Source organism: Anaerolentibacter hominis (assembly GCF_032380675.1).
Classification (GTDB): domain Bacteria; phylum Bacillota; class Clostridia; order Lachnospirales; family Lachnospiraceae; genus Anaerolentibacter; species Anaerolentibacter hominis.
The window spans coordinates 955,917-980,192 of the sequence record NZ_JAWDIX010000001.1; the positions used below are offsets into that span (position 1 = coordinate 955,917).

Consider the following 24,276-nt stretch of genomic DNA (forward strand, 5'->3'; position numbering starts at 1 on the left):
TCCTAGTCCTTCTGACTTTTAATCTCTTTTATCACGGCTACAATGTCTCCGCAGATCAGGGGCTGCATGCTGTCAGCATAATTTGATATATCTGCGTTTGTGAGGGCATCCAGAATTATCTCTCTCAGAGCTGGTTTATACAGGGCAATGGCAGGCAGTGCCTTAATACATTGCCTGGCGGTGATTGGTTTTGCATCTGTAATGTGGGTTAAATAGGAACCGATCTTTGATTCTATTTTGCAGGCCCCATCCCATCTTGCGTTGGCGGAGATCAGAAGCAGGCCCCGGGTACGCACATAGGAATTTTTGCTGTCTGTCATATCAAAAAACAGATTCATATAAGTGTAAACCTGGCTATCCTGCCCGCTTCGGGCCAGGAGTTCCTGCAGTGCATGGTAGGCGAGCTTGCTGTCTTTATTCTGGAGATCCTCAATCAATTCTGGTATATTCAAATGTTATCAGCCCTTTCTGAATCAGATTTTAAACTTGCCGTGCGCCGCCGGATTAATGATCGGAACAGCCAGGCGGCAGATAATTATATTTTATCATACCTGTGAGGAAATACCAAATATCTATAGTTTGTACTGTCATTGTTCGAAAACCGACAGAATCTGATAAAGCTGTAACTGATCAACTACGCGAAACATATGATAAAAACAAAGAAAAAACGGACGGATACCATGCAGACAGAGCGTTATATTGTCAGTTTATTTGGACCTGATACCGGATTTTACAGCACAGAGTATATTACATGGCTTTGGGAGGAATGTGCAAATCGGGAATATAAGGATTGCGGTATATTTGTTACCGGTCTTATTGATACCGGCAGGCTGGTGTGCGGCAGGATAAGAGGATGTGAGCTGGGAGAAACAGCGCATAGTATTTCATCGGTAAGAAATCCGATTGAAACTCCGGATGAAACAGAGTTCTATCATGCATTCAGAAATATTGTACGGGAAGTAAAGGAGAAACTGGGTAATCCCAGTATGACCATTACCATTGAGACGATTCGGTTTCACTACTTTGTCCAGCCGTAAATCAGGGTGTCAAATGCTGGCGCCCTGATCCGTGCGGGAAAATACAGACGCATTTATCAAAGACAAGCCTATATTCCAAAGTCTTGCTTGCCTTTTTTAACCTGCTGTTTTATAATAAAACATATGTTGCAAAACAAATGTTTTAGAAAGAAGGAGTACTATGCCTCCAAAACAGAAATTTACCAAAGAAGAGATTATCGGTGCGGCGCTGGATCTGGTGCGCAGGGATGGGATGGCCGCGGTTACGGCCAGAGCACTGGGGGAAGCCCTTGGTAGTTCATCCAGACCTATTTTTACCACGTTCGTCAATATGGAGGACGTGCAGCGGGAAATTATGAATGAGGCCAGAAAAATATACAATGGCTATGTCAGGGAGGGACTTACGGAGGAACACCCGTTTCAGGGAGTGGGCAAGGCCTACATACGGTTTGCTGCACAAGAACCCATGCTGTTTCACATGCTTTTTATGACGGCAAACCCGGCAGAACCGGATTTGCAGAATGTCCTGGACTGCATTGACGAAAACAGTACCAGGATTCTGGAGGCAATCCGGCAGGAATACGAATTGACGGAGGAAAAGGCTCTCCGGCTGTACCAGGAGCTGTGGATTTTTACTCATGGCATTGCGGCTCTGATCGCAACCGGTGTATGTCGCTTTTCCACAGAGGAAATAATGGGGATGATGAGGGATGTGCTGATCAGTGTATTGCAGCGCATAAAAGAGGAGGATACGTTATCATGATTTCACTGAGAGGCATTAAGAAATCCTATGGGGAAAAGGAAAATAGGTTCCAGGTGCTGAAAGATATTTCACTGGATATAGACGAGGGAGGCTTTGCGGTGGTGCTGGGACCATCCGGTTCAGGGAAATCAACTTTGCTGAACGTGATTTCCGGTCTGGAGCGGCCGGACAGCGGCTCTCTTACCTATCAGGACACGGATATTACAAAGCTGGATGACAAGGAACTGACACGGTTTCGAAGAGACCAGGTGGGTTTTATTTTTCAGCAGTATTATCTGCTGCCCAACCTGAGTGTGGCGATGAATGTGAAGATGGGAGCGGATCTGGCGGGAAATAAGGACTATCTGGATATGCTGGAAGCGGTGGGACTTGCCGATAAAGCGGACAAATATCCCAGCGAACTGAGCGGCGGTCAGCAGCAGCGGGTTTCTATTGCGCGGGCTCTGGCGAAGAGGCCTAAGGTCCTGTTTCTGGATGAACCCACAGGGGCTCTGGATGAGGAGACCGGGCGGCAGGTCCTTGACTATGTTGCCAGACTGCAGCGAGAACTGAAGTTTACGATTCTGATGGTAACCCACAACCAGAATGTGGCGGAGATGGCGGATCAGGTGATTCGCATGAACAGCGGGAGAATTCTGGAGGTCTCCCGGAATGAGGCGCCAAAGACAGCTTATGAGATCGGCTGGTAGGAGGAACAGTATGATAATTAGATTAAAAGATATCAGGAAACTTGCCGGCATTTCTGTCATCACGTTTTGTGCTGTTTTCGTCTGCAATCTGTTCCTGAACTATAATATTGATATGGGGCGGATGGCAGGAGCGATAACGGGGCCTTCGGCCGAAGCCTTGTACCAGGCGCAGCTCACCATGAGCAAGATTACCTGTGCCGTCAGCGGCGGATGCCTTCTGGGAACTTCGGTCGTGCTGCTGTTTTTTTATATCAGCCAATATATCCGTACCCACAGTATGGAGATGGGCATTTTAAAGGCGATGGGGTACTCCAGGTTCCGGATTGCCTGGAATTTCAGTTTGTTCGGGCTGAGTGTTCTGGCAGGAACCGGACTTGGATACCTAAGTTCGGCATTATTTATGTCCCGATTTTATCGGGCCATGAATTCGGATGATGTGTTGCCAGATCTATCGATTGTGATTCACTGGGAGCTGGCTCTTGCTCTGGTCCTTCTGCCTGTTCTGGCCTTTGGCCTGCTGGCTGTGTTCTATGCTTACAGGAAACTCCATCTGCCTGCGCTGAATCTGCTGCGGGATATGCAGAAGACAAGAAATAAGCGGCATCGTTCCAGACAAAAGAGCGGGGAAGATACATTCCTCAAGGAAATGAGACGGGGCAATGTGAGAAACCATCCTGCCCTTGTATTCTTCATCGCCTTTGGCGCGTTCTGCTATTCGGATATGGTGCAGATGTCGGCAAGCATGAAGGATCTATCCTCGGAATTGATGGGAGTCATGATCTTTGTAATCGGAATTGTTCTGGCAGTGATGTCCCTGCTTCTGGCGACTTCTTCTGTGGTGAATGCGAATGCAAAGAATATTTCTATCATGAAAATATACGGCTATTCCTTCCGGGAATGTACGGGAGCAGTTCTGAATGGATACCGGCTGGCATCCTATGTGGGGTTTTTGGTGGGAACCGTGTACCAGTACGGGCTGATGAAACTGATGATGAAATTGTTTGCGGATGTTTCGGACATAACCTTGCCTGAGGTGGTATTCCGGTGGGATGTATTCTGGATAACGTTGGTTACCTTTCTTGCAGCCTATGAACTGATGATGTACGCGTTTTCCTGCCGGATCAAGAATATGCCTGTGAAAAAGATTATGATGGAATAAAGGAAATCCGGGAAGTGTTTGCATCGACATTTTCCGGGTTTTATTTTCTCCCATTTTATATACTTGACAAAACGACACCTGTGTCGCATAATGATAAAAACGACATGAGTGTCGTTAATCAGGAGCTGATATGGGAGATAAGAGCAGCCAGACCAAAGAATGGATTAGACAGTGTGCCTTGGTGCTGTTTGCTGAGAAGGGATTTACTGCAGTAACAATGAAGGATATCTGTGAGGCAAGCGGACTCAGCAGAGGTGGACTGTACCGTCATTATGGGAGCACGGGGCAACTATTTGAAGAGGTGCTTAAAGAAATAGTGAAGCCGGATGATTTTATCCGGAAGGAGATGGATCAGGGGACGCCTGCCGGGGAAATACTGGAGAGCCTTCTCGCCAGGATGCAGCAGGAGATGCTGGAGCAGAAAACGTCGTTGAGCCGGGGAATCTATGAGTATTCTTCAGTCTGTGACAGCAGTTTCATGCTGGAATTGAACCGAAAAGCAAAGGAAAAGTGGAGGACGCTCATAGAATATGGCATCAGCCGGAAGGAATTTGCACCGGTGAATCCGGAACAGATGTCGGATCTGATTTTGTATGTCTATCAGGGCGTCCGGCTGTGGAGTCGGATTATTCCCCTGGAACCGGGTACCGTAACAAATATAATTGAAAAAATCAGAGGAGATCTGGTGAGGAGGCAAGATTGAAAATTTCACTGATGAGGTGATTTCAATCGACAGTTTAAGGCTCCGTCTCAAACTGCTATGATGCGGCATGAGAAATCGTCTGCACGATTTACTCATGCGCGTGTCGCCGCAAAACCGGCTCCGACATGGAGGAAACTATGAAATTTGAATTGAAAAAATGGGATGCAGCATATATTGACGATGTGACGCATTTCGCAAATAATGCCAAGGTAGCCGCCAATCTGCGCAACGTATTTCCTCATCCGTATACGAGAACCGATGCAAAGGAGTATATACTGGCCTGCGCGGCAGATCCGGAGGAACGGCAGATCTGCCGCGCAATCGTGGCTGAGGGACATGCAGCCGGCAGTGTAGGGATATTCTGCGGGTCCGATGTGTATGAGAAGAGTGCGGAGCTGGGCTACTGGCTGGCGGAGGAATACTGGGGCAGAGGAATCATGACGGAAGCGGTAAAGCGGCTGTGCAGGGATGCGTTTGCGAAATTTGACATCGTACGGATTTACGCGGAACCCTATGCCAGAAATACAGGGTCCCGGAGGGTGCTGGAAAAGGCGGGATTTACCCTGGAAGGGATTATGCGCCGCGGTGTATACAAAAACGGAGAAGTGCTTGACTATTGTATGTACGGACTGCTAAAAGAGGAACTGGATCAGACATGAAAACGTGAGAGGGACTGAACAATGACCAGCAAGAAAACATTATTTTATCTACTGGATTTATTGGATGGATTAGGAATGAGATACTGGATTGACGGCGGATGGGGCGTGGATATCCTGCTGGGAGAGCAGCACAGAGAACACCGGGATCTGGATGTGAACTTTGACGGGGAATTTACAGATATCCTTCTGAACACACTGGGGGAGCAGGGATATGTGATCACGACAGACTGGCGGCCCTGCCGGATCGAACTGGAGCATCCGAAGCTGGGATTTATTGATATCCATCCTCTGGTGATTCAGGAAGACGGAAGCGCGAAACAGGCCGCTCCGGACGGCGGCTGGTATCAGTTTGAGGCGGATTGGTTTTCCAGTGCCGTATTTGAACAAAGGGAAGTTCCCTGTATCTCGGCGGAGGCACAGATGTTGTTTCACACGGGATATGAACTGCAGGAGAAAGACAGAGAGGATCTGGCAAATTTGAAAGCATATCTTGCAGAAACAGAATAACTGGCAGTGAGGATGACAGCAGCTGATAAATAAATGAGCAAAAGGAAGTGGGAGAGATGAGGCGCTGTATTGCAGCGGCCGGAATAGTTATCAGATGAAAGATAAATAATTATTTTAGTTTGAGCCGGAGCCTCAAACAGCTGTGATGCGGCATGAGAAATCGTCTGCACGATTTACTCATGGGCGTGCCGTCGCAGAACCGGCTCCGACATGGAGGTAATTATGACTATTCCGGAGAAAAAGATATATCCCCGCACGGGAGACAAAGAAACCATATATTTAAAATCAGTGATCACAAATCCCAATATTATAGTTGGAGATTATACGATGTACAATGATTTTGTACATGATCCGACCTTGTTTGAACAGAATAATGTGCTGTACCACTATCCGATTAATCACGATAAACTGGTGATAGGCAAGTTCTGTTCTCTGGCCTGCGGATCTAAGTTCCTGTTTAACAGCGCCAATCATACTATGAATTCGTTGTCTACTTATCCTTTTCCTCTCTTTTTTGAGGAATGGGGACTAGATATAAAACGGGTAACAGATTCCTGGGATAACAAGGGGGGATATAGTCATCGGCAATGATGTGTGGATCGGGTACGAGGCCGTTGTTATGGCCGGCGTTACCATCGGGGACGGAGCGATTATCGGATCACGGGCTGTTGTGACAAAAGATGTGCCGCCTTACACCATTGTGGGCGGAGTTCCGGCAAAACCCATCCGAAAACGTTTTTCAGACCAGGTTATCTCTTCCCTACTGGAACTGAAATGGTGGGACTGGCCGAAAGAAAAAATAGCGGCACATATTGCGGACATCCAGTCCGGTGATATAGCTAAACTGAAACGGATGGACAGGGAATGACGATGAAGTGTCCAGCTGCGGCAGAATCTGAATAATAATGATGGCGGCCTGTTCGAAAGAGCAGGCCGTTTCTGCCTTGCGAGTGAATCTTAACAATTTGCAGTTATCATGTGGTTATGGTAATAAAATAAAAACATCAGAGAGACCGAGTACGGGGAGGAAACTATGGAAGGAACAGGAATCAGGGGGCAGGTGCTCGATGAAATCCGGAAGCTGGCCGTGAAACATAATGTGAATAAAGTAATTCTGTTTGGTTCCCGGGCGAGGGGAGATTTTCGCAGAACAAGCGATATTGATTTGGCTGTGGAAGGCGGGGATTTTGACCGTTTTGCACTGGATATAGAGGAAGAAACATCAACACTGCTGGAGTATGATATTATAAATTTAGACCGGGAGATGCAGCAGGAACTACGAATTTCGATTGAAAAGGAGGGAAGAGTTATTTATGAAAAAGTTTGAGAATTTCAGGGATTCATTATGCAATATGAAGGAAATCTACAAGTATAATGCACCCTATGATAAGGTCGTTTTGACAGGACAAGTGGGATTGTTTGAACTTTGTTTCGAGCAGGCCTGGAAAATGATGAAAGAAATACTTGAAACGCATGGTTATGCAGAAGGTGCGACGGGTTCTCCTAAGATTATATTAAAGACAGCATTTAAAGCGGGAATGATAAAAAACGAGGAGTTGTGGCTTCGGGCACTGCAGGAGAGAAATAATGTCGCTCATTCCTACAACGAAAAGATTGCTCTTGAAATTGTCGTACTGGCGAAAGAATCCTTCTACCAGATGTTCTGTGATCTGCAAAAAGAGATTGAAGCTCATTGGATATAAGAATGGGTTAGCTGGAAAAACAACCATCAATATGATAAACTAAAACCGCAAAGATAAAAACACAGCCCGGTAGGTAGTCCGGGCGCGGACCGTCCGGTTTATCGTTCGGGTCCGTCAGTAACCTTCCTCCTTAGGTCGTCCGTTCTTTGTCTATGTATGAATTTTTAAGGAGGAATTATCATGGACAAAGTATCGGTAACAGTCAGAGTAATATTCGAGGAACCATTCTGGATCGGCATAGCGGAGTGCATAGCAGACGGGAAGCTTTCCGTGTGCAAAGTGACGTTCGGTGCCGAGCCCCGGGATTACGAGGTTTATGACTTCTTTTTGAAACATTACTTTCAGTTGCCATTCAGTCCGGCTGTAAAAACTGCTGTGAAAGCGCAGCATACCAATCCAAAGCGGCTTCGCCGGGAAGCGCAGAAGCAGACGAAGGATACTGGTATGGGAACCAAATCCCAGCAGACGCTGAAGCTTTGGCAGGAGCAGAATAAGACGGAACGCAGGATCATCAGCCGTGAACAAAAAGAGGCGGAGGAACTGCTTAAGTTCCGGATGAAGCAGCAGAAAAAGAAAGAAAAGCATCGGGGCAGGTAACTGTCCCGGTGCTTTTTCTACATACACAATACCATAACTATAAACCGTTATGGCAACCCTCCGGGGGATGTGCACTCCGCGCATTTGGAAAAGGCCTGCGGCCTTATGCGCTTCGGCACTGGTATAATATTTAATAATATTATACCATAAAATGAGGCAAAATATAAGACTGGCAATGGGGATAGAGCTGCTCTATAATAGGAATTCTTCACAGATTAAAAGGACTATTGTAAGCAAAATGGAAGGGAGGCTTTCTATGAAAGAAGAAGCAGATATGATGTTACAGGTGATGCTGGCCGGCCAGAAACAGGAGCTAGAGCGGGTTATAGACTGCAATGGAAAAACAGAGCGATTTGGCCTGAGCCTGACACCAGAGGATGCGGCCCAGCTGATGGAAGCCAGAAAAAACAGCCTGAAAAGCTGTGAGCGTGTGGAATTTGGCTCCTGCATCCTGCCGGATCTGATCACGGCGTTTTGTGATTCGTCCTATCTCAGGCAGGATAATTACAGGGATACGCTGGAGGCGCTTCAGGAAATCTTTTATATGTATAAAAATGAGACGGCAGATGAGCTTACCGACTCGGAACTGTTACTCTTTATGAGACAGCAGTTTGACGACATCTGCTTCGGGGATCTGGAGTATCTCAGGACAACCTGTCTGGAACGCTTTGCCAGAGCAATACGGGCAGGCTATCAAACCGAAATGCATAAAAAGGCCAGAGATGAGTACGAAATGCATCCTGCCGGCAATGAATACAACCGGTTTGCCGAAGAGGCAGGATGGGATTATGAGTTATATAGCCAGATGCTTAAGGATTAACTTGAAAAGAAATCCTGATGCCTGGAAAAAGCAGGAGAGTGGATAACCCATTCTCCCGCTTTCAAACCGGACGAAGTTTCACGGCTGTTTTTTCTTCTTTTTCGGCTTAGGCTCCGGCAGTTCCTCATACATAGCCAGAAATAATTCGGTTAAGAGTTCTCTGTCGTCTACATCTTCCACCAATATCATTTCTTTCTTTGCCCCGTCGTAGGGCAATTCATAAGGAGCGTCGGGCAGCAGCCGCATGGATGAATCCAGAGGCTTGACTAGCAGCCTGTCATCACACAGGTAAGCCGCCAATTTCCCACGGTAATAAATGATATATTCGCCCATCATGGAACGGGCAGTTATTTCCTCCAGATCGGATAGCTGATCTAATATAAAGTTTACATATTCTTTACTGGAAGCCATTATTTCCTCCTTGCTAGTACGAATTATTCATTGCCCCATTTTTTGCACTGTTCGATTCGCCTGCCGTTATCACCCTGCTTCGCATCATAAGCAAACTGGCGGAGTTTGTCACAGGGAAAGTCATCGCATTCACCGCAGTGCTGCCTTTCTCTGGTTTTGCAGCATGTCATAAGCGGGCAGCTCTCTCCCCAGAATGGTTTGGTCATATTTAAACAGCCGGGACAACTGACCTCTTCCCGATAGGAACATTCACTGCATAATAGGCCGCATCTTGACTCAATCATAGGAACCTCCTCCTTTTTCACTGTAAAACTACTATAACAGGAGCAACACGACAGCTGTATGTCATGTCCTACGATATTTTTCCAGCAGATTCTCAGCCTGACGCCGCAGATCATCTCTTAATTTCTCCGGCTCCAGTACTTCGGCCTTATCCCCAAAACTCAATATCCATTCCCGCATCGCGTCATAACTTACAAATTCCCGTTCAAATAAAAGCCCTTTCTCATCCAGCACAGAATAACATTCGATGCCATATTCCTCGATCAGACGGTATTGTTCACTTTCAGCAAAGACTGCCTTTAAGCGTATGGTATCCTGTGCAAAGAAGCGGTCAAAATTAAGTTCTGCCAGAGGAATTTCTCTTGATAAAAACACCTCATCTGACTTGCTTAATTCCCAGAGACGGTTTAACTTGAACAGGCGGAATGCCTTCCTGTCAAGGCAATACCCAAATACATACCAGGAGGACCATTTAAAAACCAGCCGGTAGGGCTCAATGGTACGCCGGCAATCCCCTTTCTCATAATAATAGCGAAAGGAGATGGGATGCTTGTTTAGAATCGCTTCTTTGATTAAGCCAATCTTACGGGTAAGCGGTATTTGATAGTGGGATGCCAGGTCTATGCCGATAATGCCCTCCGCGGCAACACGGTTTTCTTTGCTGGACAGCTTTTCCAGCAGAGACGCAAGGTAAGAAGTTTTTGATACACTGTCGATTCCTTTCAGTCCTGCAAGAATACTCTGGAGTTCGTCAGCTGTAAAAAGGGATTTCTCTATTTTATAACCATCTGCAATGGAGATACCGCCGCCATAGCCCTGTACTGTGACGAGGGGTATTCCCGCCTTGCAGATGTCTTCGATATCCCTGTTGATGGTGCGGCGGGATACCTCAAAGCGTGCCGCCAGTTCCGGGGCGGTTACTTTGTCCTGCTGCAGCAGAATAGTGATGATACCAATCAAACGGTCAATTTTCATGTGCTGTTCCTGCCATTTCTGTATTGATCAGGCGATAAAACCTGTTATTCTTTTGTTTTTGCCTCCCGTTTTAAAGCTGTAATCTGGACCTGATAAATAAGAACGATAATCAGGTTTAAGAGAGCTCCGACGAGAAAGACAATGTTATAATTCATAATACCCAGAAAACCGAATAATAAAGCGAAGCAGAGCCAGGGATTCCGCAGATTGCGGCAGTATGACAGCTTATCTTCAAGGGATGTATGCAGTTCAAAAGGTTTACCGTCATTCTCTTTCCCGACGATCAGCAGCTCCCGGTTAAAGGTGGTGGAGTTGGTGGCGATCCGGCCGCCCGGCTCTGCCCAGGGCCGATAGCGGACTTTCCCGACGGAATAGTTCAGGTTGATATTCTTATAGAAGACCTGGTAGCCCAGATCTTCCAGAAAAAAGCGGTAATCCTGCGCCTTTTCTTTTGCCTTTTCTCCGATAAATTCCACGCGGTATTGCATCTGTCCTGATTCACAGGGCTCAAATTCATATAATAATTTTTCCGTCCGCACAAGGCGGTATCCCTTTTGCGCCATCCGGTTCAGCCAGTTTTCCTGGGCGTGCAGCAATCCTCCGAAGAAACGATAGTATTTCTTACGCATGTTCTTTCCTCCCCTGTCCCGATGTGTCCGGATGCATGATTTCCCGTGCCGTGGCGGTCAGCCGGCTAAGCCTGGCAAATTCCTGTTCCGCAGCGGCACGGCCTTCGCCGGTAATGATGTACTCTTTCTTTCGGCCCTGATCCGGCCCGCAGGGCTGTATCCAACCCTTTTCAAGTAATGTATTTAATGCTCCGTAAAGCGTCCCTGCCCCCAGGATCAGCCGGCCCTCTGTCTGTTCTTCAATAAACTGCATGATCGCATATCCGTGTCTGGGCGTATACAGAGAGAGCAGGATAAAAAATGTTACCTCCGTCAGCGCGCCGCCTTTTACATGATCCCGCAAATTCTCACCTCTTTTTATTACGTTTACTGTAATAAATATATCAGGAAACGTAATAGTAGTCAAGTGGGTTCCGAATTGCTGGAAAAATTTATTTGCCCTGGTGCTGTAGCTTTTTTAACGGCTCGATTGTATGATCTATGAGAGGATGGTGAGAGCATGTATGACGAATCATTGCGTACGGATGATTTGCGGAAAAGAACAATTGAAGCGTATTCCGATTTGGTATACCGGCTGGCGTATTCCCTGGTAAAAAACCGGTATGATGCCGATGACATTTACCAGGAGGTTTTTTATCGGTATATTCAGAAGAAACCTAAATTTGAAAATATAGAACATCAGAAGGCCTGGTTTATTCGGGTGACGGTAAACTGCTGTAAAAATCTATGGAAATCTGCCTGGAAAAACAAGATCACAGAATGGACGGAGGAGGAAGGAAAAGAAACAAATCCTTTTGATCTGCCGGAACAGGACAGAGAGCTCTTAGAAACCGTCAAACAGCTTCCGGAAAAGTATCGTGTGGTTATTCATCTTTTTTATTATGAGGATATGAGTATAGAGGAAATCAGCCATATCCTGAGAAAAAAACCATCCACGGTACGGACCCAGCTGACCAGAGCCAGACAGATACTGAAGGAATGGCTGAAGGAGGAATTATAATGTTTCAGGAGAGATATAAGCGAAGTTATGATCAAATTAAACCCGACGCGGGCCTGGTGGCGGGTGTTGTGAGAGAAACCGAAGGCCAGCTCCGCAGGGGCAGGACTATGAGAATTGTGAAACCGGTGGTGGCAGTATTCGCGGCGGCGCTGATCCTGTGTACCGCCGTACCCGCGGCCGCTGCCCATATTCCAGGGTTTTACCGAGCTGTAGAGCAATTTTCACCAGGACTTGCAGATTTGCTGATTCCGGTGAACAAGTCCTGTACGGACCAGGGAATCCGGATGGAAGTAGAAGCCATTGAGATAGAAGGAAAGAGAGCCGAAGTCTATGTATCCATTCAGGATGTGGAGGGGGACCGGATCAGCGGTCAGGCTGATTTCTATGACCGATACGGCCTGAAAAGCAGCAGCGGCAGCAGTGTTATGGGGGGATGTTCATTCCTGGATTATGACGAAGCAACCGGGAAAGCTTATTTTAAACTGGATGTGGAGACGAGCGGCACATTTGACCGGGATAAGCTGACCTTTTATACCTATGAAATACTCAGTTCTATTACAGAGAAGGAGATGGATATCCCTCTGACCGGTCTGGACGATACGGTCCGGACGAAACAGGTAACATTAAGCGGAGGGAGCGGCACCAGCGTGAAAGATTTATTCTCTGAGGAAACAGAACTGGAAGGCAGGGATGATCCCAGACCCTCCAGGGGAGTGATAGACGGGAAAGAACTGGATGAATGTGATCCCGAGGGGTTCACCATAACCGGTCTGGCCTATGCGGATCAGACACTGCGTTTACAGATCTGTATGGGAGAGTTCAAGCATGCGGACCGGCATGTAGAGCCGTTTCTTGTGGATGAAAACGGGCAGGAACGCTACGAGGATGCATCGGTTTCCTGGCACGAGGAAAAAGACGGGGTTTCCTATATGTTTTATGAATTCTACTTTAACGGTCCATTGGAGGATCTGGAAAACTACAGGCTTTATGGGATCTTCCATGAACTGAAAGGGAATATAGCCGGAGATTGGGAAGTGACGTTCCGGCTGGAGGAATAAGGAAAAACGAATTGTTTGACAGTAGTTTGGACACATAGTAGGATAGAGGAAAATCAAAACGGAGGTTGCTATGTGTGAAGAGTGTTATACCGAACAAAACCGGATAACTCCCCTGTTAAATCCGCTGGACTGCCTGAATAACCATACCCAGTACATCTGCGGAACCTGCGGACGCTGTATCTGTATTGAGCATGATGAAAAAAGGGGCCTGCAGAGGTGGAACTTCCCCTTCCAATCCCTGGAAATAGCGAAGCTATACCTGAGAACCGCCGACTACACGGAGAAAACCGCCTGCGGCATATACGAAATCAAGGGAGCGAAGGGCAGAATTTCCTACAAAATATTCAGAGGCAGACAAGAACTGGATGCCTATCTGAAAAAGAACAGGGATAAAGTCTGTGAAACCATGCTGCCTGCCTATACTGCCGGGGAATACCGGGAATTTCCGGATACGCAGGTGCGACGGCTGACGCCGGAAGAAGCGGCAAAGTATATGTCGGAACGCTGATCATATATATTTCCGAGGCCGCAGCCGCCTTGCATGAAGGAGCACAAACTATCAGGAAACGATTTCGTCTTTCTACTATACTGAGTATACCGAAACAAAGGAGGGACGCAAATGAACTGGAGCAATGCATTGCAGAATGCCATCGACTACATGGAAGATCATATGCTGGAAGAACTGGATTATGGAGAGATCGCGAAACAGGCCTGTTCGTCGAATTTTCATTTTCAGAGAGTCTTTGGTATCCTATGCGGCTGCACACTGGGAGAATATATCCGGAGCCGGCGACTGACACTGGCCGGGAACGAGCTTAAATCCACGGACTGCAAAGTGATCGATATTGCACTGAAATATGGTTATGACAGTCCGGAGAGCTTTGCGAGAGCATTTTCCCGTTTCCATGGGGTCAGCCCCACGGCAGCACGCTCCAGGGAGGCGAAGCTGAGATCCTTTTCCCGACTTTCGGTAAAACTAGTATTAGAAGGAGGAATTACAATGGATTACCGAATTGAAAAGAGAGACGCGTTTCAGGTGATAGCAAGAAAAGAACGATTTCCCGGCGGTGTGGAGATAACGGCGGACAGTATTCATAAAGCTTGGGAAAAAGCAAACACAAGCGGAACGATCGAGGACCTGTGCCGGTATGTCAGTCCGGACAATATCTTTGGAAAATCAATCGTGGGAATATGCTTTGACAATCCTCTGGCAGGGGATTTTGATTACGCCATAGGGGCTGCCTACAGCGGAGGGGAACCGGTACATGGCCTGACGGTGGAAGAGGTGCCGGCGGGCACCTGGGCAGTATTTCCCTGTACAGGGGCGATGCCTGATGCATTCCAGAATCTCTGGAAACAAATTTATACGGAGTTTTTTCCGACCAGCGCCTATCAGCCGTCCGGCGGCATGTGTATCGAAGTCTATCCCGGCGATGAGATTCATTCCAATGATTTTCACTGTGAGATATGGCTGTCGGTAGCGGCGAAGGAGTAGAGAGAAGGATAAAACAGGGGTACTGCGGTTATTTGCAGCACTCCTGTTGCTTTAGTCATCTTTTGTTATAAAATAATAGCCCATTTCAAACAAGAAAGATATTGCAATCGCTATTTTAAACAGCATTTCCGCAGCTTTATTTTCCGGTCTTACCACAATTAATACGAAGTAAACAATATGTATAAACAAACTGCGTATTTTGGAAAAAATATCGGTATCTGTTTTCAAGTTAATAATCTGCCAGCCTGCCAGTATAAACAAGACGAACGTCACCAGTATGAATAGAAAAGTTGAGCCCTGGATTTTAGGTAAAAATAGAATCCCGACCGCGAAAGCAAGAATTCCATTCAGGAAAATCAAGCCGGCATAGAGCATTTGAGGCTTGATTTTTTTCTGCTGTCTGAGAGATTCACGTTTCAGAAACAGAAGAACATTAAAACCAGCAAAACAAATTAAGCAGCCTGTCAATCCAACGATTGCCATATGTATGTCCCCTTCCCTTATGAGCTATTTTCTCACAATAGAGTACGAATGTAAATATTCTCTAAAAATAAAGCCGCTGTTTTTGATACAAGGGAAAAATTTGTCATGATAAGTGAAGAATCGACAGGAATATGCTATACTTAATATAGCTGTCAAAACAGCGATTATAAATCGGACGAAGGAGCCAAATGGCTTTGCATGACCGGATCTGAGCCGGTGTCCGGGAAATAATGGGAGGGTAACAATATGGAAACACAGAAGTTTAAAAGAGTTGGATCTTCGTATCTGCTGATTCTATTTTTAATCGGCATTGTACTGCCGCTGACTATCGCCGTGGTGGTGTGTGCTTTTGCGGCGGAGATAAAAGTGGAGACAGTTTTGATGATGTTTGTATTCTTTGGGTTCTTTGTATGGATCATACTGCTTATGATGATTGCCTGGGGAAGCTTATCTTCACCTTTTGTAAAGCGCACCGCAAAGAGACTAAATGAATATCCATACCAGTTTAACAGCTCCTTTAAGAGCCGGGGCGGTACGCTGTACATAGATGTAAATAAAGGGATGCTGGGCTTTATTTCGGCCTACAATCCGTTTGAGATTCAGATTTTCAGCGCATCCAGAATCGACAGGATCAAGACCATTGCTTCCACTATGACGGGAATTCGGTTTGTTTTTTATCTGGATGGCAAAAAGATCACAATGCCGACGTTGATTTCGAACCGTATGGTCAGTACCAAGTCGGGAATCGGGGCAGAGGCGGTAGAGAAGGCGGATCTTTACGTGAGCCTGCTGACCGAGGCAAAAAATAATGCGGACCGCAGTTCATACGGACTGCAAATGTAAGACTACAAGCAGATAAAGGAGGAAGTTTAAGTATGTTTGAATCCAGATGTGGTATTTGCTGCAGCCAGTGCACCGGGAAGGATGAGGTTCACTGTGATGGCTGCCTGAATATGGAAGTTCCTTTCTGGGGAAGTGAATGTGCAGTGAAATCCTGCTGTGAGGAAAAGAAGCTGAACCACTGCGGGGAATGTGCTGACTTTCCCTGTGATATGCTGGCCACTATGGGTGTGGAGGAAGGATATGATCCGGAGCCGAAGCTTAAGCAGCTAAGGATCTGGGCATCGGAAAATAATTAGCAAGAGGTGAAAGGCTGCAGGGAGGACAGGATTATGGTCAGACTGCCGGAACGTTCGGGGCTAAATATTTCTTATTTGTCCCGCCTGTTTGACAACATGAGCGAGAGCTATAAGATATTCTGGTTTAAAGCTATCCTGGAAGAAATGGCGGCGGGCCGGGATGAAACCGCGCGGGAAGAAATATCGTTCGATACGTTGATCAATCATATGATTGCGGACGCCTGGTACATGGTAGAGGAATATCGGCTGAATCTGGGCCCCTCTGATACGCTGCTGGAGGCGGCAGTCAGCTGCGCCGGCAGGATCAGCGGTTTAAAATCCAGCGAAAAACGGGAAAAGATTCTGGCTTTCTTAGAAGAGTCCGAGGACAGTGAATTAAAGAAATATAAGCGCACCCTCTGCCAGCATGTGCCGTTCCGGCTTCAGGCCCCGTTTATGCCGGATTTCCGCGGCAATACCTGCTGGAAGGCAAGGCCTGAGGAACTGGCAAGGCGGATCAATCAAAGAGATCAGCTGATTTATTATTTTGTGGGCATTTCAGGTCTGGACAGCCGGATTCGGGTGCAGAAGGACTGGGCTTCCTATATGAGAAAAAATCAGGAAATCCTGTCAGGCTGGATTCAATATAATTTGATTCTTTATCTCCAACGGCGCAACCCTAGTGTCCCAGGTATCTCCAGCAAGTTAAGGCCGCCTGCGGAGCGGAAGCTGGAAAGGGTAAAGCGGTACTGGAAGACAATTGTTGACCTGGAACCGGTTCATGATATCTATTCCGGGCAAATCCTGACGGAAGAAGCGGTGTCTATTGACCATTTTGTCCCCTGGTCTTACGTGGCCCATGATGAATTGTGGAATCTGACACCGACCATCCGAAGTGTCAACAGCAGCAAAAGCAATGCCCTGCCGGACTGGGAACGCTATTTTGTCCCACTGTGTCATTCAGAATATCAGGCCTACCGGCTGAACTGGAAGTATGAATCAGTACATAAGCTCTTTGAGAGCTGCAAACGAGAACATGTCAACAGCGGGGAGGCCGAGATGAAGCTTTACCGGGAAGGACTCTGTGAAAAGGAATTCTCCGATAATCTCCGTACTATTTTGCTGCCGGTTTATCAGGCCGCAAAAAATCAGGGCTTTGCGGATTGGAGATACCATGGATAATCCGGTACAAAAAACACTTAACTATTACAATAAATATGCACAAGGCTATGCCCGCTCCACCCGGACGGCAGATGTATCAAGCCTGTATGAACCATTTGAGAGCCGGATCAAGCCGGGAGCCCATATTTTAGACTTGGGCTGCGGTTCCGGAAGGGACAGCCGCTACTTTGAAGGCAGAGGTTTCCGTGTCACAGCGGCGGACGGTTCACCGGAAATGTGCCGAATCGCGGGCAAACTGCTTGGGAGAGAAGTCCGCTGTATGCGATTTGAAGAACTGGAGGATATTGAGGAATACGATGGCGTCTGGGCCTGTGCTTCCCTGCTGCATGTGGAGCGGGAAGCCCTACCGGAAATACTAAGAAGAATTGCGACGGCGCTCAAACCGCATGGAATTCTGTACGCTTCCTTTAAATATGGAACAGGCGAGGCAGAGCAGGAGGGGAGAGTTTTCCAGCATTATACAGAAGATGATCTGCCAGGTTTATTCTGTCCGGAAAATGGATTTTGCAGGCTGGAGTGGAAGCTGACCGCTGATGTAAGGCCGGAGAGAAAGGCGCGGTGGCTGAATATTGTGGCGGAGAGAGTGGATAAAATTTAATATTGCTTAGAATTCCTGAAGAGATGCCGATAAAACCGGTGTCTCTTTTTTTTGATTTGTCTGAGTATTTGTGTCATGACTCTGCTGAATTTTGTCGAATACATTTTGAATTGTGCAAAATATACTAAAAACAAAAAAATATTTGCCAATATCTGTTATTATATGACAAAATATATTATAATATTTAAAACTACCTAAAGCATCTTTGGTGCTACACTCGCACCCTAATCTATACAACAAATCATTTTACAGGAGAAACTATTTCATATGCAGGAAAAATATTTGGCTCATATCAGTGAGGATGGAAAAGAGCAGCTTCTAATTGACCATTTGAAGGAAACAGCAGGTCTGGCGGAGAGCTTTGCGGAGGATTTTAACTGTGGCGCCTGGGGTTACGGGAGCGGTTTATTACATGATATAGGTAAATATACAAGTGGATTTCAGGATCGTCTTCATGGCAGTCCAAAACGAGTGGATCATTCCACTGCAGGCTGCCTGGAATTGAATAAATCAGGAAATTTGATGGCTGCGTACTGTGTGGCCGGACATCATGCCGGCCTTTCCGACGGTGGAAGTGAGACCGATACGGCCGATTCGCCTACCTTATGCGGCAGGCTAAAGAAACCGGTGGAAGACTATCGGATTTATCAGACAGAGGTAGAGATTCCTCATTTTCCTGTTCCGCCCTTGAAAGCAATAGGAAAAGGTGGTTTCAGTGTCTCTTTTTTCATACGAATGATCTATTCCTGTCTGGTAGATGCGGATTTTCTGAATACGGAACAGTTTATGTCAAACGGAATGATAAAAAGATCTATATTTGATTCGATGGAAACACTCTTTGCCAGATTACAGGTAAAAATAGAACCTTGGCTGAAAAATACGGATATAAATTCAGTGAACGGCAGGCGTTCTGAAATTTTGCGAAGCTGTCTGGAGATGGGAGCGGGGGATCAGGGACTTTATAGTTTAACGGTCCCTACCGGCGGGGGAAAGACGATATCTTCCATGGCTTTTGCACTGGCTCACGCGGTACGCCATGGGTTGAATAGAATTATTTATGTGATTCCGTACACAAGTATTATTGAGCAAAATGCAAAGGTGTTTAGTGATTGGCTTGGGGAACAGAATGTACTGGAAAATCATAGTAACGTGGAATACAGCGGTGAGGAAGAACTGAACCTGAAACAGCTGGCAGCAGAAAACTGGGACAAGCCTGTGGTTGTGACTACCAATGTTCAGTTCTTTGAGTCACTGTTTGCAAATAAATCTTCTAAATGCCGTAAATTACATAATATATCAAAAAGTGTCATCATATTTGATGAAGCTCAGATGCTTCCTGCGGAATATTTAAAGCCATGTGTGAGAGCAATTGCAGAACTGGTATGTAATTATAAAAGTACAGCAGTCATATGCACGGCGACCCAGCCTTCGCTTCAGAAGTTATTTCCGAAAGAAATAACGTGCAGAGAAATCTGTCCCAGAGTAGAAGAGCAGTACCAGTTTTTTAAACGGACGGTGTTAAAAAATTTTGGACAGCTTGACCAGGAAGAATTGTTAACGATACTGGAAAAACAGGAGCAGTCGCTCTGCATCCTGAACAGCCGGAAGCGGGTGCGTGCCCTGTATGATGTCCTGAAAGAGAGAAGAACCGGTGTGTTTCATCTGTCCACCCTTATGTATCCAAAACATAGACGAAGGGTATTAAAGCAGATCAGAGACTGCCTTGATAACCATAAACCCTGTCTGGTGATTGCCACGTCCCTGGTGGAAGCCGGCGTTGATCTGGACTTCCCCGCCGTATTCCGGGAGCTGGCAGGAATCGATTCAGTGATACAGGCGGCCGGAAGATGCAATCGAGAAGGCAGAGGAAAAGCCGAAGATTGTATCACCTATCTGTTTACCATGGAGGAGGGTGGGACAATCCGTCTGCCTTCCGCGCTGAAACAACCTATTGGGGTATCCGGTCAGATACTAAGGGATTACGAAGATGTATCATCTCTGGAGGCAATTAAGGATTATTTTGACCGTCTCCATGATTTAAAAGGAGACAGTCTGGATAGAAAACGGATCATAGATGCATTTGAACAGGCTTCATTAAAAAGCTTTCCTTTCCGTCGGATTGGGGAGGAGTTTCATTTAATTGAATCGAATACCAGAACGGTTCTGATCGAAAAGGAGGAGACAGCGGCAGAGATTATCAGACAGTTGCGGCTGGGCCTGCGGTCAAGAGAATTAGTCCGGAAGGCAGGACAGTACAGTGTGAACGTATATGAGCAGGATTATGAAAATTTAAGGGCGGCCGGAATGCTGGAGGAATTGGATGAAGAAGTTACTCTTCTTCGGAATTTAGATGATTATTCAGAAGAAGCAGGATTAAAAATAGAGGTTAACAGGGGGGATGCCGTATTTTTCTAAACAGAAACAGGAAGGAGTGAATGACATTGAGTCAGGGAGTTAAGGTCAGGGTGTGGGGCGGTATGGCGCTTTTTACCCGGCCGGAAATGAAGGTAGAACGCTGCAGCTATGATGTGATGACGCCGTCCGCCGCCCGGGGCATTCTGGAAGCGGTTTATTGGCACCCGGGAATGAGATGGGTGATTGACAAAATATATGTGTGCAGGCCGATTCATTTTACCAGTGTCCGTAGAAATGAGTTGAAAAATAAAATACTGGGAAGCAATGTTCTTCGTGTTATGAATGGGAATAAAAAGGAATTATATCAGTGCGGCAAGGAGGAAATTGTGCAGAGGGCTTCGCTGGTTCTGCAGGACGTGGAGTATGTGATAGAAGCCCATTTTGAGATGACGGAGCAAGCTAACGCCAGCGATAATCCAGGAAAATTTAAGGATATTATCGTGCGGAGGCTGAGAAGAGGAGAGTGCTATCACAATCCCTATTTTGGTTGCAGAGAGTTTCCTGCCAGTTTTGCAATGTGCGAGGAGAAAGAAATCGAAACCGCCTATCCGGGAGAGGAGAAGGATCTGGGCTACATGCTGTACGACCTTGATTATTCTGATCCGGAAGATATTCAGCCGAAGTTCTTTCGGGCTGTCCTTCGCGGCGGGGTGATGGATGTCCGGAATTGTGAGGTGATCCGATGATTCTGCAGGCATTAGTGAGGTACTACGAAACATTAGTAAATCTGGGTAAGGTGACTGGAGAAGGATGGTGTCGGGCGAAGACATCCTATGCGCTGGATATTGGACTTGATGGAACGTTATATCAGATTATTTCCTTAAAAATTCCGGAGGAGCGGGGTAAGAAAACAGTGGAGGTGCCCCAGCTGCTCGTGGTACCCCAGCAGGCTTCTAGGGCAGCAGGAGTTTCTTCTAATTTTCTCTGCGACAATTCCAAGTATCTATTAGGGATTGACGGAGAAGGAGAATTTAAAATTCATGAGAAAAGGTTTCAGGGAGCAAAAGAAAAGCATCTGGAAATATTAAAAGAGACTGGGAGTGAGGCGGCTATGGCTGTCCGAGCTTTCTTTGAAAGCTGGAATCCGGAGACAGCCGCCGCCCATCCCGCGATTGCCCCGTTTTTAGAAGAGATAGGGGCAGCTCCTAACCTTGTGTTCCGGTATAAGGACAGTTATGTCCATACAGACCCGGAAATAAAAGCTGCCTGGGAGAGCTATCGGACCAGGACAGAAGAAGGGGAGTTTGGCATCTGCATGGTGACCGGAGCCAAGAAACAGATCGCCAGAACACATGGCCTGATCAGAGGAGTACAGGGAGCACAACCAAGCGGCGCTGCGATAGTTTCTTTTAATTCGCCGGCATTCTGTTCTTATGGAAAGGAGCAGAATTATAATGCGCCGGTTGGAAATGAAGCGGTCAACGCCTATACGGCAGCGCTAAATTATATGTTAGCGGAACGGCAGCATGTCTGCCAACTTGGAGATACGACTGTCGTTTACTGGGCGGAGAGTGGCGAAGAAACCTATCAGATGACCTTCGAGTCAGCTATGATGCCGTCGCAGGAGCAATCTGCCCAGGAACGGCTGGACGGAATATTTCAGAGTCTTGCGTCAGGAAAAGCTGTAGACCTAACGGGTATTTCTTTCTCGGAAAAATTCTATGTACTTGGCCTGGCGCCCAACGCGGCCAGGCTGGCGGTGAATTTTTTCTATCAGGATAACTTTGGCAACATCCTGAGACATGTAAAGGAACATTATGACCGGATGGAGATTATACGTCCTTCCGTTGATGGTTCAAAATATCTTGGCGTCTGGAGAATGCTGCAGGAGACAGTCAATAAAAAATCCAGGGAGAAAAAGCCTTTGCCAAATCTGGGAGGCGTTGTTTTCCGGGCAATCCTGTCCGGCGACCGGTATCCCAGCGCCTTATATCAGTCTGTAATGGGAAGAATCCGAGCGGAACAGGATGACAAGGACAATCACATTTACAAGATTACGAAAGGCAGAGCGGCAATCATAAAGGCTTATCTGCTTCGGAATTTTGAAGAATATACGAAAGAGGAGGGGATTACCGTGGCCTTAAATGAAGAGAGTAATAATATTCCCTATACACTGGGACGAACATTCGCGGTGTTGGAATCCATTCAGCAGGATGCAAATCCTGGAATCAATGCCACGATCAAGGACAGGTATTTTAATTCGGCCTGTGCAACGCCGGCATCCATTTTCCCTATATTATTTAAATTGAAAAACAGCCACATCCGGAAAATAGACAGTCCAAAACTGCAGGTCTGGTATGAGAAGCTGCTGCAGAATATTCTGGAGAAACTTTCTCTCGAAAATGGCGAAACTCTTGCATATCCGAGGCGGCTGACGCTGGAGGAGCAGGGAATGTTTGTGCTGGGATATTATCATCAGATGCAGAAAAAATACGAGAAAAAGGTCAAGGAGGAGACAAGCGATGTCAGAGCCGATTAAAAACAGATACGAGTTTATTATTTTATTTGACGTGGAAAATGGAAATCCCAATGGCGACCCGGATGCGGGAAACCTTCCCAGAATTGATCCGGAAAGTGGGTACGGGCTGGTAACAGATGTCTGCCTAAAGAGAAAAATAAGGAACTATGTGGAAACGGTAAAGGATGAGGAGCCGGGATACAAAATCTATATAAAAGAAGATGTTCCCCTAAACCGCAGCGACAATACCGCATACGAAGCATTTGGCCTGACTGATAAAACGGCAAAAGAAGCCAAGAAAAGTGACCCGGATATTGACCGGAAAATTCGTGACTTTATGTGCCGTAATTTCTTTGATATCCGTACCTTTGGGGCGGTCATGACTACTTTTGTCAAAGCTGCGTTAAACTGCGGGCAGGTAAGAGGACCGGTTCAGCTGGGATTTGCCAGAAGTATCGATCCGATTATCAGCCAGGAAGTTACAATTACCCGTGTAGCCATCACAACAGAAAAGGACGCGGCAAATAAAAGTACAGAAATGGGACGCAAAAATATTGTGCCTTATGCCCTTTATCGGGCAGAAGGATTTATCTCCGCAAATCTGGCAAGAAAAGTCACCGGTTTTTCCGAAGAGGACCTGGAGCTTCTTTGGAATGCGATTATCAACATGTTTGAGATCGACCATTCCGCTGCAAGAGGAAAAATGTCTGTGCGGGAATTGATCGTATTTAAGCATAGCAAAGAATTAGGAGATTGTCCTGCCTATAAATTATTTGACTCTGTGGAAGTAAAAAAGAAAGAGAATGTGGTATACCCGAGAAAATATACGGATTACTCCATCTCTATCCATGAAGACGAGATTCCTGAATCAGTAGAGGTATTAAGAAAGATATGATGGAGTACAAAGAGGAAGATTATCTGATGCTTTCCGGAATACAGCATTTCGCCTTCTGTCAGCGCCAGTGGGCCTTGATTCATATCGAACAGCAATGGGAGGAAAATGTGCATACCGTAGAAGGACAACTGCTGCATAAAAGGGCTCACGATTCTATTCTGACGGAAAAAAGAAATGGCGTTGTTATCTCCAGGGGGCTCCCGGTCTATTCCAGAAGTATGGGGATCAGCGGCGTATGTGATATCGTTGAATTCTATCGGGAAGAAGATGGAATTACACTTCATGGACATCGTGGAACTTATCGTGCTTATCCTGTCGAATATAAGAAGGGAAGCCCTAAAGATACAGAGATAGATATATTACAACTGACGGCGCAGGCACTTTGTCTGGAAGAAATGATGTCAACACAGATTACGGAAGGGGCGCTGTATTACGGCGAAATTCGCAGGAGACAGGTGATTGAGATAACGCAAGAACGGAAGGAACAGGTGAGAACTATGTTTCAGCAGATGCATCAGCTGTATGAACGGCAATATACCCCAAAGGTAAAATGGTCGAAAAGCTGCAGCGCCTGTTCCATAAAAGATTTGTGTATGCCGGAGCTTGGAAAGACAGAGAATGTTCAGTCTTATATCGAACAGACTTTGTCGGATATGTGAGG

General features: G+C 46.5%; 31 protein-coding genes and 1 pseudogene. 25 read left to right on the forward strand and 7 right to left on the reverse strand.

What is annotated here, in order from left to right:
* Positions 1-2: 2 nt before the first annotated feature.
* Positions 3-452, reverse strand: coding sequence for a SufBD protein (locus ABCW47_RS04425; protein ID WP_343208651.1), 450 nt, complete (start codon positions 450-452; stop codon positions 3-5).
* A 195-nt stretch (positions 453-647) separates the two neighbouring features.
* On the opposite strand from ABCW47_RS04425, the gene ABCW47_RS04430 reads away from it, so the two are divergent.
* From ABCW47_RS04430 to ABCW47_RS04485, 12 genes and pseudogenes are all read left to right on the forward strand, one after another.
* Positions 648-1,037 carry a hypothetical protein gene (locus ABCW47_RS04430; RefSeq protein WP_343208652.1) on the forward strand — a complete coding sequence of 130 codons (390 nt, stop codon included), beginning with the start codon at positions 648-650 and terminating at the stop codon, positions 1,035-1,037.
* A gap of 160 nt (positions 1,038-1,197) precedes the next feature.
* Positions 1,198-1,779 (forward strand): TetR/AcrR family transcriptional regulator, encoded by a 582-nt coding sequence (locus tag ABCW47_RS04435; RefSeq protein ID WP_343208653.1) that lies wholly within the window; start codon positions 1,198-1,200, stop codon positions 1,777-1,779.
* Positions 1,776-2,468 (forward strand): ABC transporter ATP-binding protein, encoded by a 693-nt coding sequence (locus tag ABCW47_RS04440; RefSeq protein ID WP_343208654.1) that lies wholly within the window; start codon positions 1,776-1,778, stop codon positions 2,466-2,468. Before ABCW47_RS04435 ends, ABCW47_RS04440 begins: the two co-directional genes overlap by 4 nt.
* Before the next feature lie 10 nt (positions 2,469-2,478).
* The gene (locus tag ABCW47_RS04445; RefSeq protein WP_343208655.1) at positions 2,479-3,627 is read left to right on the forward strand and encodes an ABC transporter permease; all 1,149 of its coding nucleotides are present in this window, start codon (positions 2,479-2,481) and stop codon (positions 3,625-3,627) included.
* Positions 3,628-3,757: 130 nt separating this feature from the next.
* Positions 3,758-4,330 (forward strand): TetR/AcrR family transcriptional regulator, encoded by a 573-nt coding sequence (locus tag ABCW47_RS04450; protein ID WP_343208656.1) that lies wholly within the window; start codon positions 3,758-3,760, stop codon positions 4,328-4,330.
* Between the two features lie 137 nt (positions 4,331-4,467).
* The gene (locus ABCW47_RS04455; RefSeq protein WP_343208657.1) at positions 4,468-4,989 is read left to right on the forward strand and encodes a GNAT family N-acetyltransferase; all 522 of its coding nucleotides are present in this window, start codon (positions 4,468-4,470) and stop codon (positions 4,987-4,989) included.
* A gap of 21 nt (positions 4,990-5,010) precedes the next feature.
* A complete protein-coding gene (locus ABCW47_RS04460) occupies positions 5,011-5,496 on the forward strand; it encodes a nucleotidyltransferase domain-containing protein (protein ID WP_343208658.1) in 486 nt (161 codons plus the stop codon).
* A gap of 222 nt (positions 5,497-5,718) precedes the next feature.
* Positions 5,719-6,364: pseudogene (locus ABCW47_RS04465) on the forward strand (CatB-related O-acetyltransferase).
* Positions 6,365-6,529: 165 nt separating this feature from the next.
* Positions 6,530-6,823, forward strand: a complete 294-nt coding sequence (locus ABCW47_RS04470; RefSeq protein ID WP_343208659.1) for a nucleotidyltransferase family protein — start codon at positions 6,530-6,532, stop codon at positions 6,821-6,823.
* Complete coding sequence (locus tag ABCW47_RS04475) at positions 6,810-7,199, forward strand: HI0074 family nucleotidyltransferase substrate-binding subunit (RefSeq protein WP_343208660.1); 390 nt, start codon at positions 6,810-6,812, stop codon at positions 7,197-7,199. Before ABCW47_RS04470 ends, ABCW47_RS04475 begins: the two co-directional genes overlap by 14 nt.
* Before the next feature lie 180 nt (positions 7,200-7,379).
* A complete protein-coding gene (locus ABCW47_RS04480; RefSeq protein ID WP_343208661.1) occupies positions 7,380-7,796 on the forward strand; it encodes a YjdF family protein in 417 nt (138 codons plus the stop codon).
* Positions 7,797-8,052: 256 nt separating this feature from the next.
* Positions 8,053-8,616 (forward strand): DUF6323 family protein, encoded by a 564-nt coding sequence (locus ABCW47_RS04485; RefSeq protein WP_343208662.1) that lies wholly within the window; start codon positions 8,053-8,055, stop codon positions 8,614-8,616.
* Positions 8,617-8,694: 78 nt separating this feature from the next.
* Here ABCW47_RS04485 and ABCW47_RS04490 read toward each other — a convergent pair whose 3' ends face one another.
* The 5 genes from ABCW47_RS04490 to ABCW47_RS04510 all read right to left on the reverse strand — a co-directional run bounded on the left by ABCW47_RS04490 (position 8,695) and on the right by ABCW47_RS04510 (position 11,256).
* Positions 8,695-9,027 (reverse strand): TfoX/Sxy family protein, encoded by a 333-nt coding sequence (locus ABCW47_RS04490; protein WP_343208663.1) that lies wholly within the window; start codon positions 9,025-9,027, stop codon positions 8,695-8,697.
* Between the two features lie 23 nt (positions 9,028-9,050).
* The gene (locus tag ABCW47_RS04495) at positions 9,051-9,311 is read right to left on the reverse strand and encodes a DUF3795 domain-containing protein (protein ID WP_343208664.1); all 261 of its coding nucleotides are present in this window, start codon (positions 9,309-9,311) and stop codon (positions 9,051-9,053) included.
* A 61-nt stretch (positions 9,312-9,372) separates the two neighbouring features.
* A complete protein-coding gene (locus ABCW47_RS04500; protein WP_343208665.1) occupies positions 9,373-10,284 on the reverse strand; it encodes a helix-turn-helix transcriptional regulator in 912 nt (303 codons plus the stop codon).
* A 44-nt stretch (positions 10,285-10,328) separates the two neighbouring features.
* Positions 10,329-10,913 carry a DUF2812 domain-containing protein gene (locus ABCW47_RS04505; RefSeq protein WP_343208666.1) on the reverse strand — a complete coding sequence of 195 codons (585 nt, stop codon included), beginning with the start codon at positions 10,911-10,913 and terminating at the stop codon, positions 10,329-10,331.
* Positions 10,906-11,256 (reverse strand): PadR family transcriptional regulator, encoded by a 351-nt coding sequence (locus ABCW47_RS04510; protein ID WP_343208667.1) that lies wholly within the window; start codon positions 11,254-11,256, stop codon positions 10,906-10,908. Before ABCW47_RS04510 ends, ABCW47_RS04505 begins: the two co-directional genes overlap by 8 nt.
* A gap of 156 nt (positions 11,257-11,412) precedes the next feature.
* Here ABCW47_RS04510 and ABCW47_RS04515 point away from each other — a divergent pair, with 156 nt between their 5' ends.
* The 4 genes from ABCW47_RS04515 (at position 11,413) to ABCW47_RS04530 (ending at position 14,466) form a co-directional block, all read left to right on the forward strand.
* Positions 11,413-11,913 (forward strand): RNA polymerase sigma factor, encoded by a 501-nt coding sequence (locus tag ABCW47_RS04515; protein WP_343208668.1) that lies wholly within the window; start codon positions 11,413-11,415, stop codon positions 11,911-11,913.
* Complete coding sequence (locus ABCW47_RS04520; protein WP_343208669.1) at positions 11,913-12,971, forward strand: DUF4179 domain-containing protein; 1,059 nt, start codon at positions 11,913-11,915, stop codon at positions 12,969-12,971. Before ABCW47_RS04515 ends, ABCW47_RS04520 begins: the two co-directional genes overlap by 1 nt.
* 70 nt (positions 12,972-13,041) lie before the next feature.
* Positions 13,042-13,479: a hypothetical protein gene (locus ABCW47_RS04525; RefSeq protein WP_343208670.1), complete on the forward strand. Its 438-nt coding sequence runs from the start codon at positions 13,042-13,044 to the stop codon at positions 13,477-13,479.
* A 111-nt stretch (positions 13,480-13,590) separates the two neighbouring features.
* On the forward strand, positions 13,591-14,466 hold the full coding sequence (locus ABCW47_RS04530) for an effector binding domain-containing protein (RefSeq protein WP_343208671.1): 876 nt from the start codon (positions 13,591-13,593) through the stop codon (positions 14,464-14,466).
* A gap of 51 nt (positions 14,467-14,517) precedes the next feature.
* On the opposite strand, the gene ABCW47_RS04535 is transcribed toward ABCW47_RS04530, so the two are convergent.
* On the reverse strand, positions 14,518-14,949 hold the full coding sequence (locus ABCW47_RS04535) for a hypothetical protein (RefSeq protein ID WP_343208672.1): 432 nt from the start codon (positions 14,947-14,949) through the stop codon (positions 14,518-14,520).
* Between the two features lie 246 nt (positions 14,950-15,195).
* Here ABCW47_RS04535 and ABCW47_RS04540 point away from each other — a divergent pair, with 246 nt between their 5' ends.
* The 9 genes from ABCW47_RS04540 (at position 15,196) to cas4 (ending at position 24,274) form a co-directional block, all read left to right on the forward strand.
* Entirely contained in the window at positions 15,196-15,792 is a 597-nt protein-coding gene (locus ABCW47_RS04540) for a hypothetical protein (RefSeq protein ID WP_343208673.1), read from the forward strand.
* A 32-nt stretch (positions 15,793-15,824) separates the two neighbouring features.
* Positions 15,825-16,088 carry a DUF3795 domain-containing protein gene (locus ABCW47_RS04545; protein WP_343208674.1) on the forward strand — a complete coding sequence of 88 codons (264 nt, stop codon included), beginning with the start codon at positions 15,825-15,827 and terminating at the stop codon, positions 16,086-16,088.
* Positions 16,089-16,121: 33 nt separating this feature from the next.
* Positions 16,122-17,249 carry an HNH endonuclease domain-containing protein gene (locus ABCW47_RS04550; RefSeq protein ID WP_343208675.1) on the forward strand — a complete coding sequence of 376 codons (1,128 nt, stop codon included), beginning with the start codon at positions 16,122-16,124 and terminating at the stop codon, positions 17,247-17,249.
* Complete coding sequence (locus tag ABCW47_RS04555; RefSeq protein ID WP_343208676.1) at positions 17,242-17,847, forward strand: class I SAM-dependent methyltransferase; 606 nt, start codon at positions 17,242-17,244, stop codon at positions 17,845-17,847. The genes ABCW47_RS04550 and ABCW47_RS04555 overlap by 8 nt, the downstream gene beginning before the upstream one ends.
* A gap of 267 nt (positions 17,848-18,114) precedes the next feature.
* On the forward strand, positions 18,115-20,262 hold the full coding sequence (cas3, locus tag ABCW47_RS04560) for a CRISPR-associated helicase Cas3' (RefSeq protein WP_343208677.1): 2,148 nt from the start codon (positions 18,115-18,117) through the stop codon (positions 20,260-20,262).
* A 26-nt stretch (positions 20,263-20,288) separates the two neighbouring features.
* Positions 20,289-20,948: a type I-C CRISPR-associated protein Cas5c gene (gene cas5c, locus ABCW47_RS04565; RefSeq protein ID WP_343209594.1), complete on the forward strand. Its 660-nt coding sequence runs from the start codon at positions 20,289-20,291 to the stop codon at positions 20,946-20,948.
* On the forward strand, positions 20,945-22,741 hold the full coding sequence (gene cas8c, locus ABCW47_RS04570) for a type I-C CRISPR-associated protein Cas8c/Csd1 (RefSeq protein ID WP_343208678.1): 1,797 nt from the start codon (positions 20,945-20,947) through the stop codon (positions 22,739-22,741). Before cas5c ends, cas8c begins: the two co-directional genes overlap by 4 nt.
* Positions 22,725-23,615 carry a type I-C CRISPR-associated protein Cas7/Csd2 gene (cas7c, locus tag ABCW47_RS04575; protein WP_343208679.1) on the forward strand — a complete coding sequence of 297 codons (891 nt, stop codon included), beginning with the start codon at positions 22,725-22,727 and terminating at the stop codon, positions 23,613-23,615. The genes cas8c and cas7c overlap by 17 nt, the downstream gene beginning before the upstream one ends.
* Positions 23,615-24,274 carry a CRISPR-associated protein Cas4 gene (gene cas4 / locus ABCW47_RS04580; protein ID WP_343209595.1) on the forward strand — a complete coding sequence of 220 codons (660 nt, stop codon included), beginning with the start codon at positions 23,615-23,617 and terminating at the stop codon, positions 24,272-24,274. Before cas7c ends, cas4 begins: the two co-directional genes overlap by 1 nt.
* Positions 24,275-24,276: the final 2 nt, after the last annotated feature.

Excerpts from the sequence above, each read along its gene's own strand:
- cas3 (WP_343208677.1), top strand. The coding sequence starts at position 18,115 with ATGCAGGAAAAATATTTGGCTCATATCAGTGAGGATGGAAAAGAGCAG.
- ABCW47_RS04430 (WP_343208652.1), top strand. The coding sequence starts at position 648 with ATGATAAAAACAAAGAAAAAACGGACGGATACCATGCAGACAGAGCGT.
- ABCW47_RS04495 (WP_343208664.1), bottom strand. The coding sequence starts at position 9,311 with ATGATTGAGTCAAGATGCGGCCTATTATGCAGTGAATGTTCCTATCGG.
- ABCW47_RS04545 (WP_343208674.1), top strand. The coding sequence starts at position 15,825 with ATGTTTGAATCCAGATGTGGTATTTGCTGCAGCCAGTGCACCGGGAAG.
- ABCW47_RS04530 (WP_343208671.1), top strand. The coding sequence starts at position 13,591 with ATGAACTGGAGCAATGCATTGCAGAATGCCATCGACTACATGGAAGAT.
- ABCW47_RS04505 (WP_343208666.1), bottom strand. The coding sequence starts at position 10,913 with ATGCGTAAGAAATACTATCGTTTCTTCGGAGGATTGCTGCACGCCCAG.
- ABCW47_RS04455 (WP_343208657.1), top strand. The coding sequence starts at position 4,468 with ATGAAATTTGAATTGAAAAAATGGGATGCAGCATATATTGACGATGTG.
- ABCW47_RS04445 (WP_343208655.1), top strand. The coding sequence starts at position 2,479 with ATGATAATTAGATTAAAAGATATCAGGAAACTTGCCGGCATTTCTGTC.
- ABCW47_RS04520 (WP_343208669.1), top strand. The coding sequence starts at position 11,913 with ATGTTTCAGGAGAGATATAAGCGAAGTTATGATCAAATTAAACCCGAC.
- ABCW47_RS04460 (WP_343208658.1), top strand. The coding sequence starts at position 5,011 with ATGACCAGCAAGAAAACATTATTTTATCTACTGGATTTATTGGATGGA.
- ABCW47_RS04435 (WP_343208653.1), top strand. The coding sequence starts at position 1,198 with ATGCCTCCAAAACAGAAATTTACCAAAGAAGAGATTATCGGTGCGGCG.
- ABCW47_RS04540 (WP_343208673.1), top strand. The coding sequence starts at position 15,196 with ATGGAAACACAGAAGTTTAAAAGAGTTGGATCTTCGTATCTGCTGATT.
- ABCW47_RS04490 (WP_343208663.1), bottom strand. The coding sequence starts at position 9,027 with ATGGCTTCCAGTAAAGAATATGTAAACTTTATATTAGATCAGCTATCC.
- ABCW47_RS04535 (WP_343208672.1), bottom strand. The coding sequence starts at position 14,949 with ATGGCAATCGTTGGATTGACAGGCTGCTTAATTTGTTTTGCTGGTTTT.
- ABCW47_RS04500 (WP_343208665.1), bottom strand. The coding sequence starts at position 10,284 with ATGAAAATTGACCGTTTGATTGGTATCATCACTATTCTGCTGCAGCAG.
- ABCW47_RS04470 (WP_343208659.1), top strand. The coding sequence starts at position 6,530 with ATGGAAGGAACAGGAATCAGGGGGCAGGTGCTCGATGAAATCCGGAAG.
- cas7c (WP_343208679.1), top strand. The coding sequence starts at position 22,725 with ATGTCAGAGCCGATTAAAAACAGATACGAGTTTATTATTTTATTTGAC.
- ABCW47_RS04475 (WP_343208660.1), top strand. The coding sequence starts at position 6,810 with ATGAAAAAGTTTGAGAATTTCAGGGATTCATTATGCAATATGAAGGAA.
- ABCW47_RS04525 (WP_343208670.1), top strand. The coding sequence starts at position 13,042 with ATGTGTGAAGAGTGTTATACCGAACAAAACCGGATAACTCCCCTGTTA.
- ABCW47_RS04485 (WP_343208662.1), top strand. The coding sequence starts at position 8,053 with ATGAAAGAAGAAGCAGATATGATGTTACAGGTGATGCTGGCCGGCCAG.
- cas4 (WP_343209595.1), top strand. The coding sequence starts at position 23,615 with ATGGAGTACAAAGAGGAAGATTATCTGATGCTTTCCGGAATACAGCAT.
- ABCW47_RS04515 (WP_343208668.1), top strand. The coding sequence starts at position 11,413 with ATGTATGACGAATCATTGCGTACGGATGATTTGCGGAAAAGAACAATT.
- ABCW47_RS04555 (WP_343208676.1), top strand. The coding sequence starts at position 17,242 with ATGGATAATCCGGTACAAAAAACACTTAACTATTACAATAAATATGCA.
- ABCW47_RS04440 (WP_343208654.1), top strand. The coding sequence starts at position 1,776 with ATGATTTCACTGAGAGGCATTAAGAAATCCTATGGGGAAAAGGAAAAT.
- ABCW47_RS04450 (WP_343208656.1), top strand. The coding sequence starts at position 3,758 with ATGGGAGATAAGAGCAGCCAGACCAAAGAATGGATTAGACAGTGTGCC.
- ABCW47_RS04480 (WP_343208661.1), top strand. The coding sequence starts at position 7,380 with ATGGACAAAGTATCGGTAACAGTCAGAGTAATATTCGAGGAACCATTC.
- cas8c (WP_343208678.1), top strand. The coding sequence starts at position 20,945 with ATGATTCTGCAGGCATTAGTGAGGTACTACGAAACATTAGTAAATCTG.
- ABCW47_RS04550 (WP_343208675.1), top strand. The coding sequence starts at position 16,122 with ATGGTCAGACTGCCGGAACGTTCGGGGCTAAATATTTCTTATTTGTCC.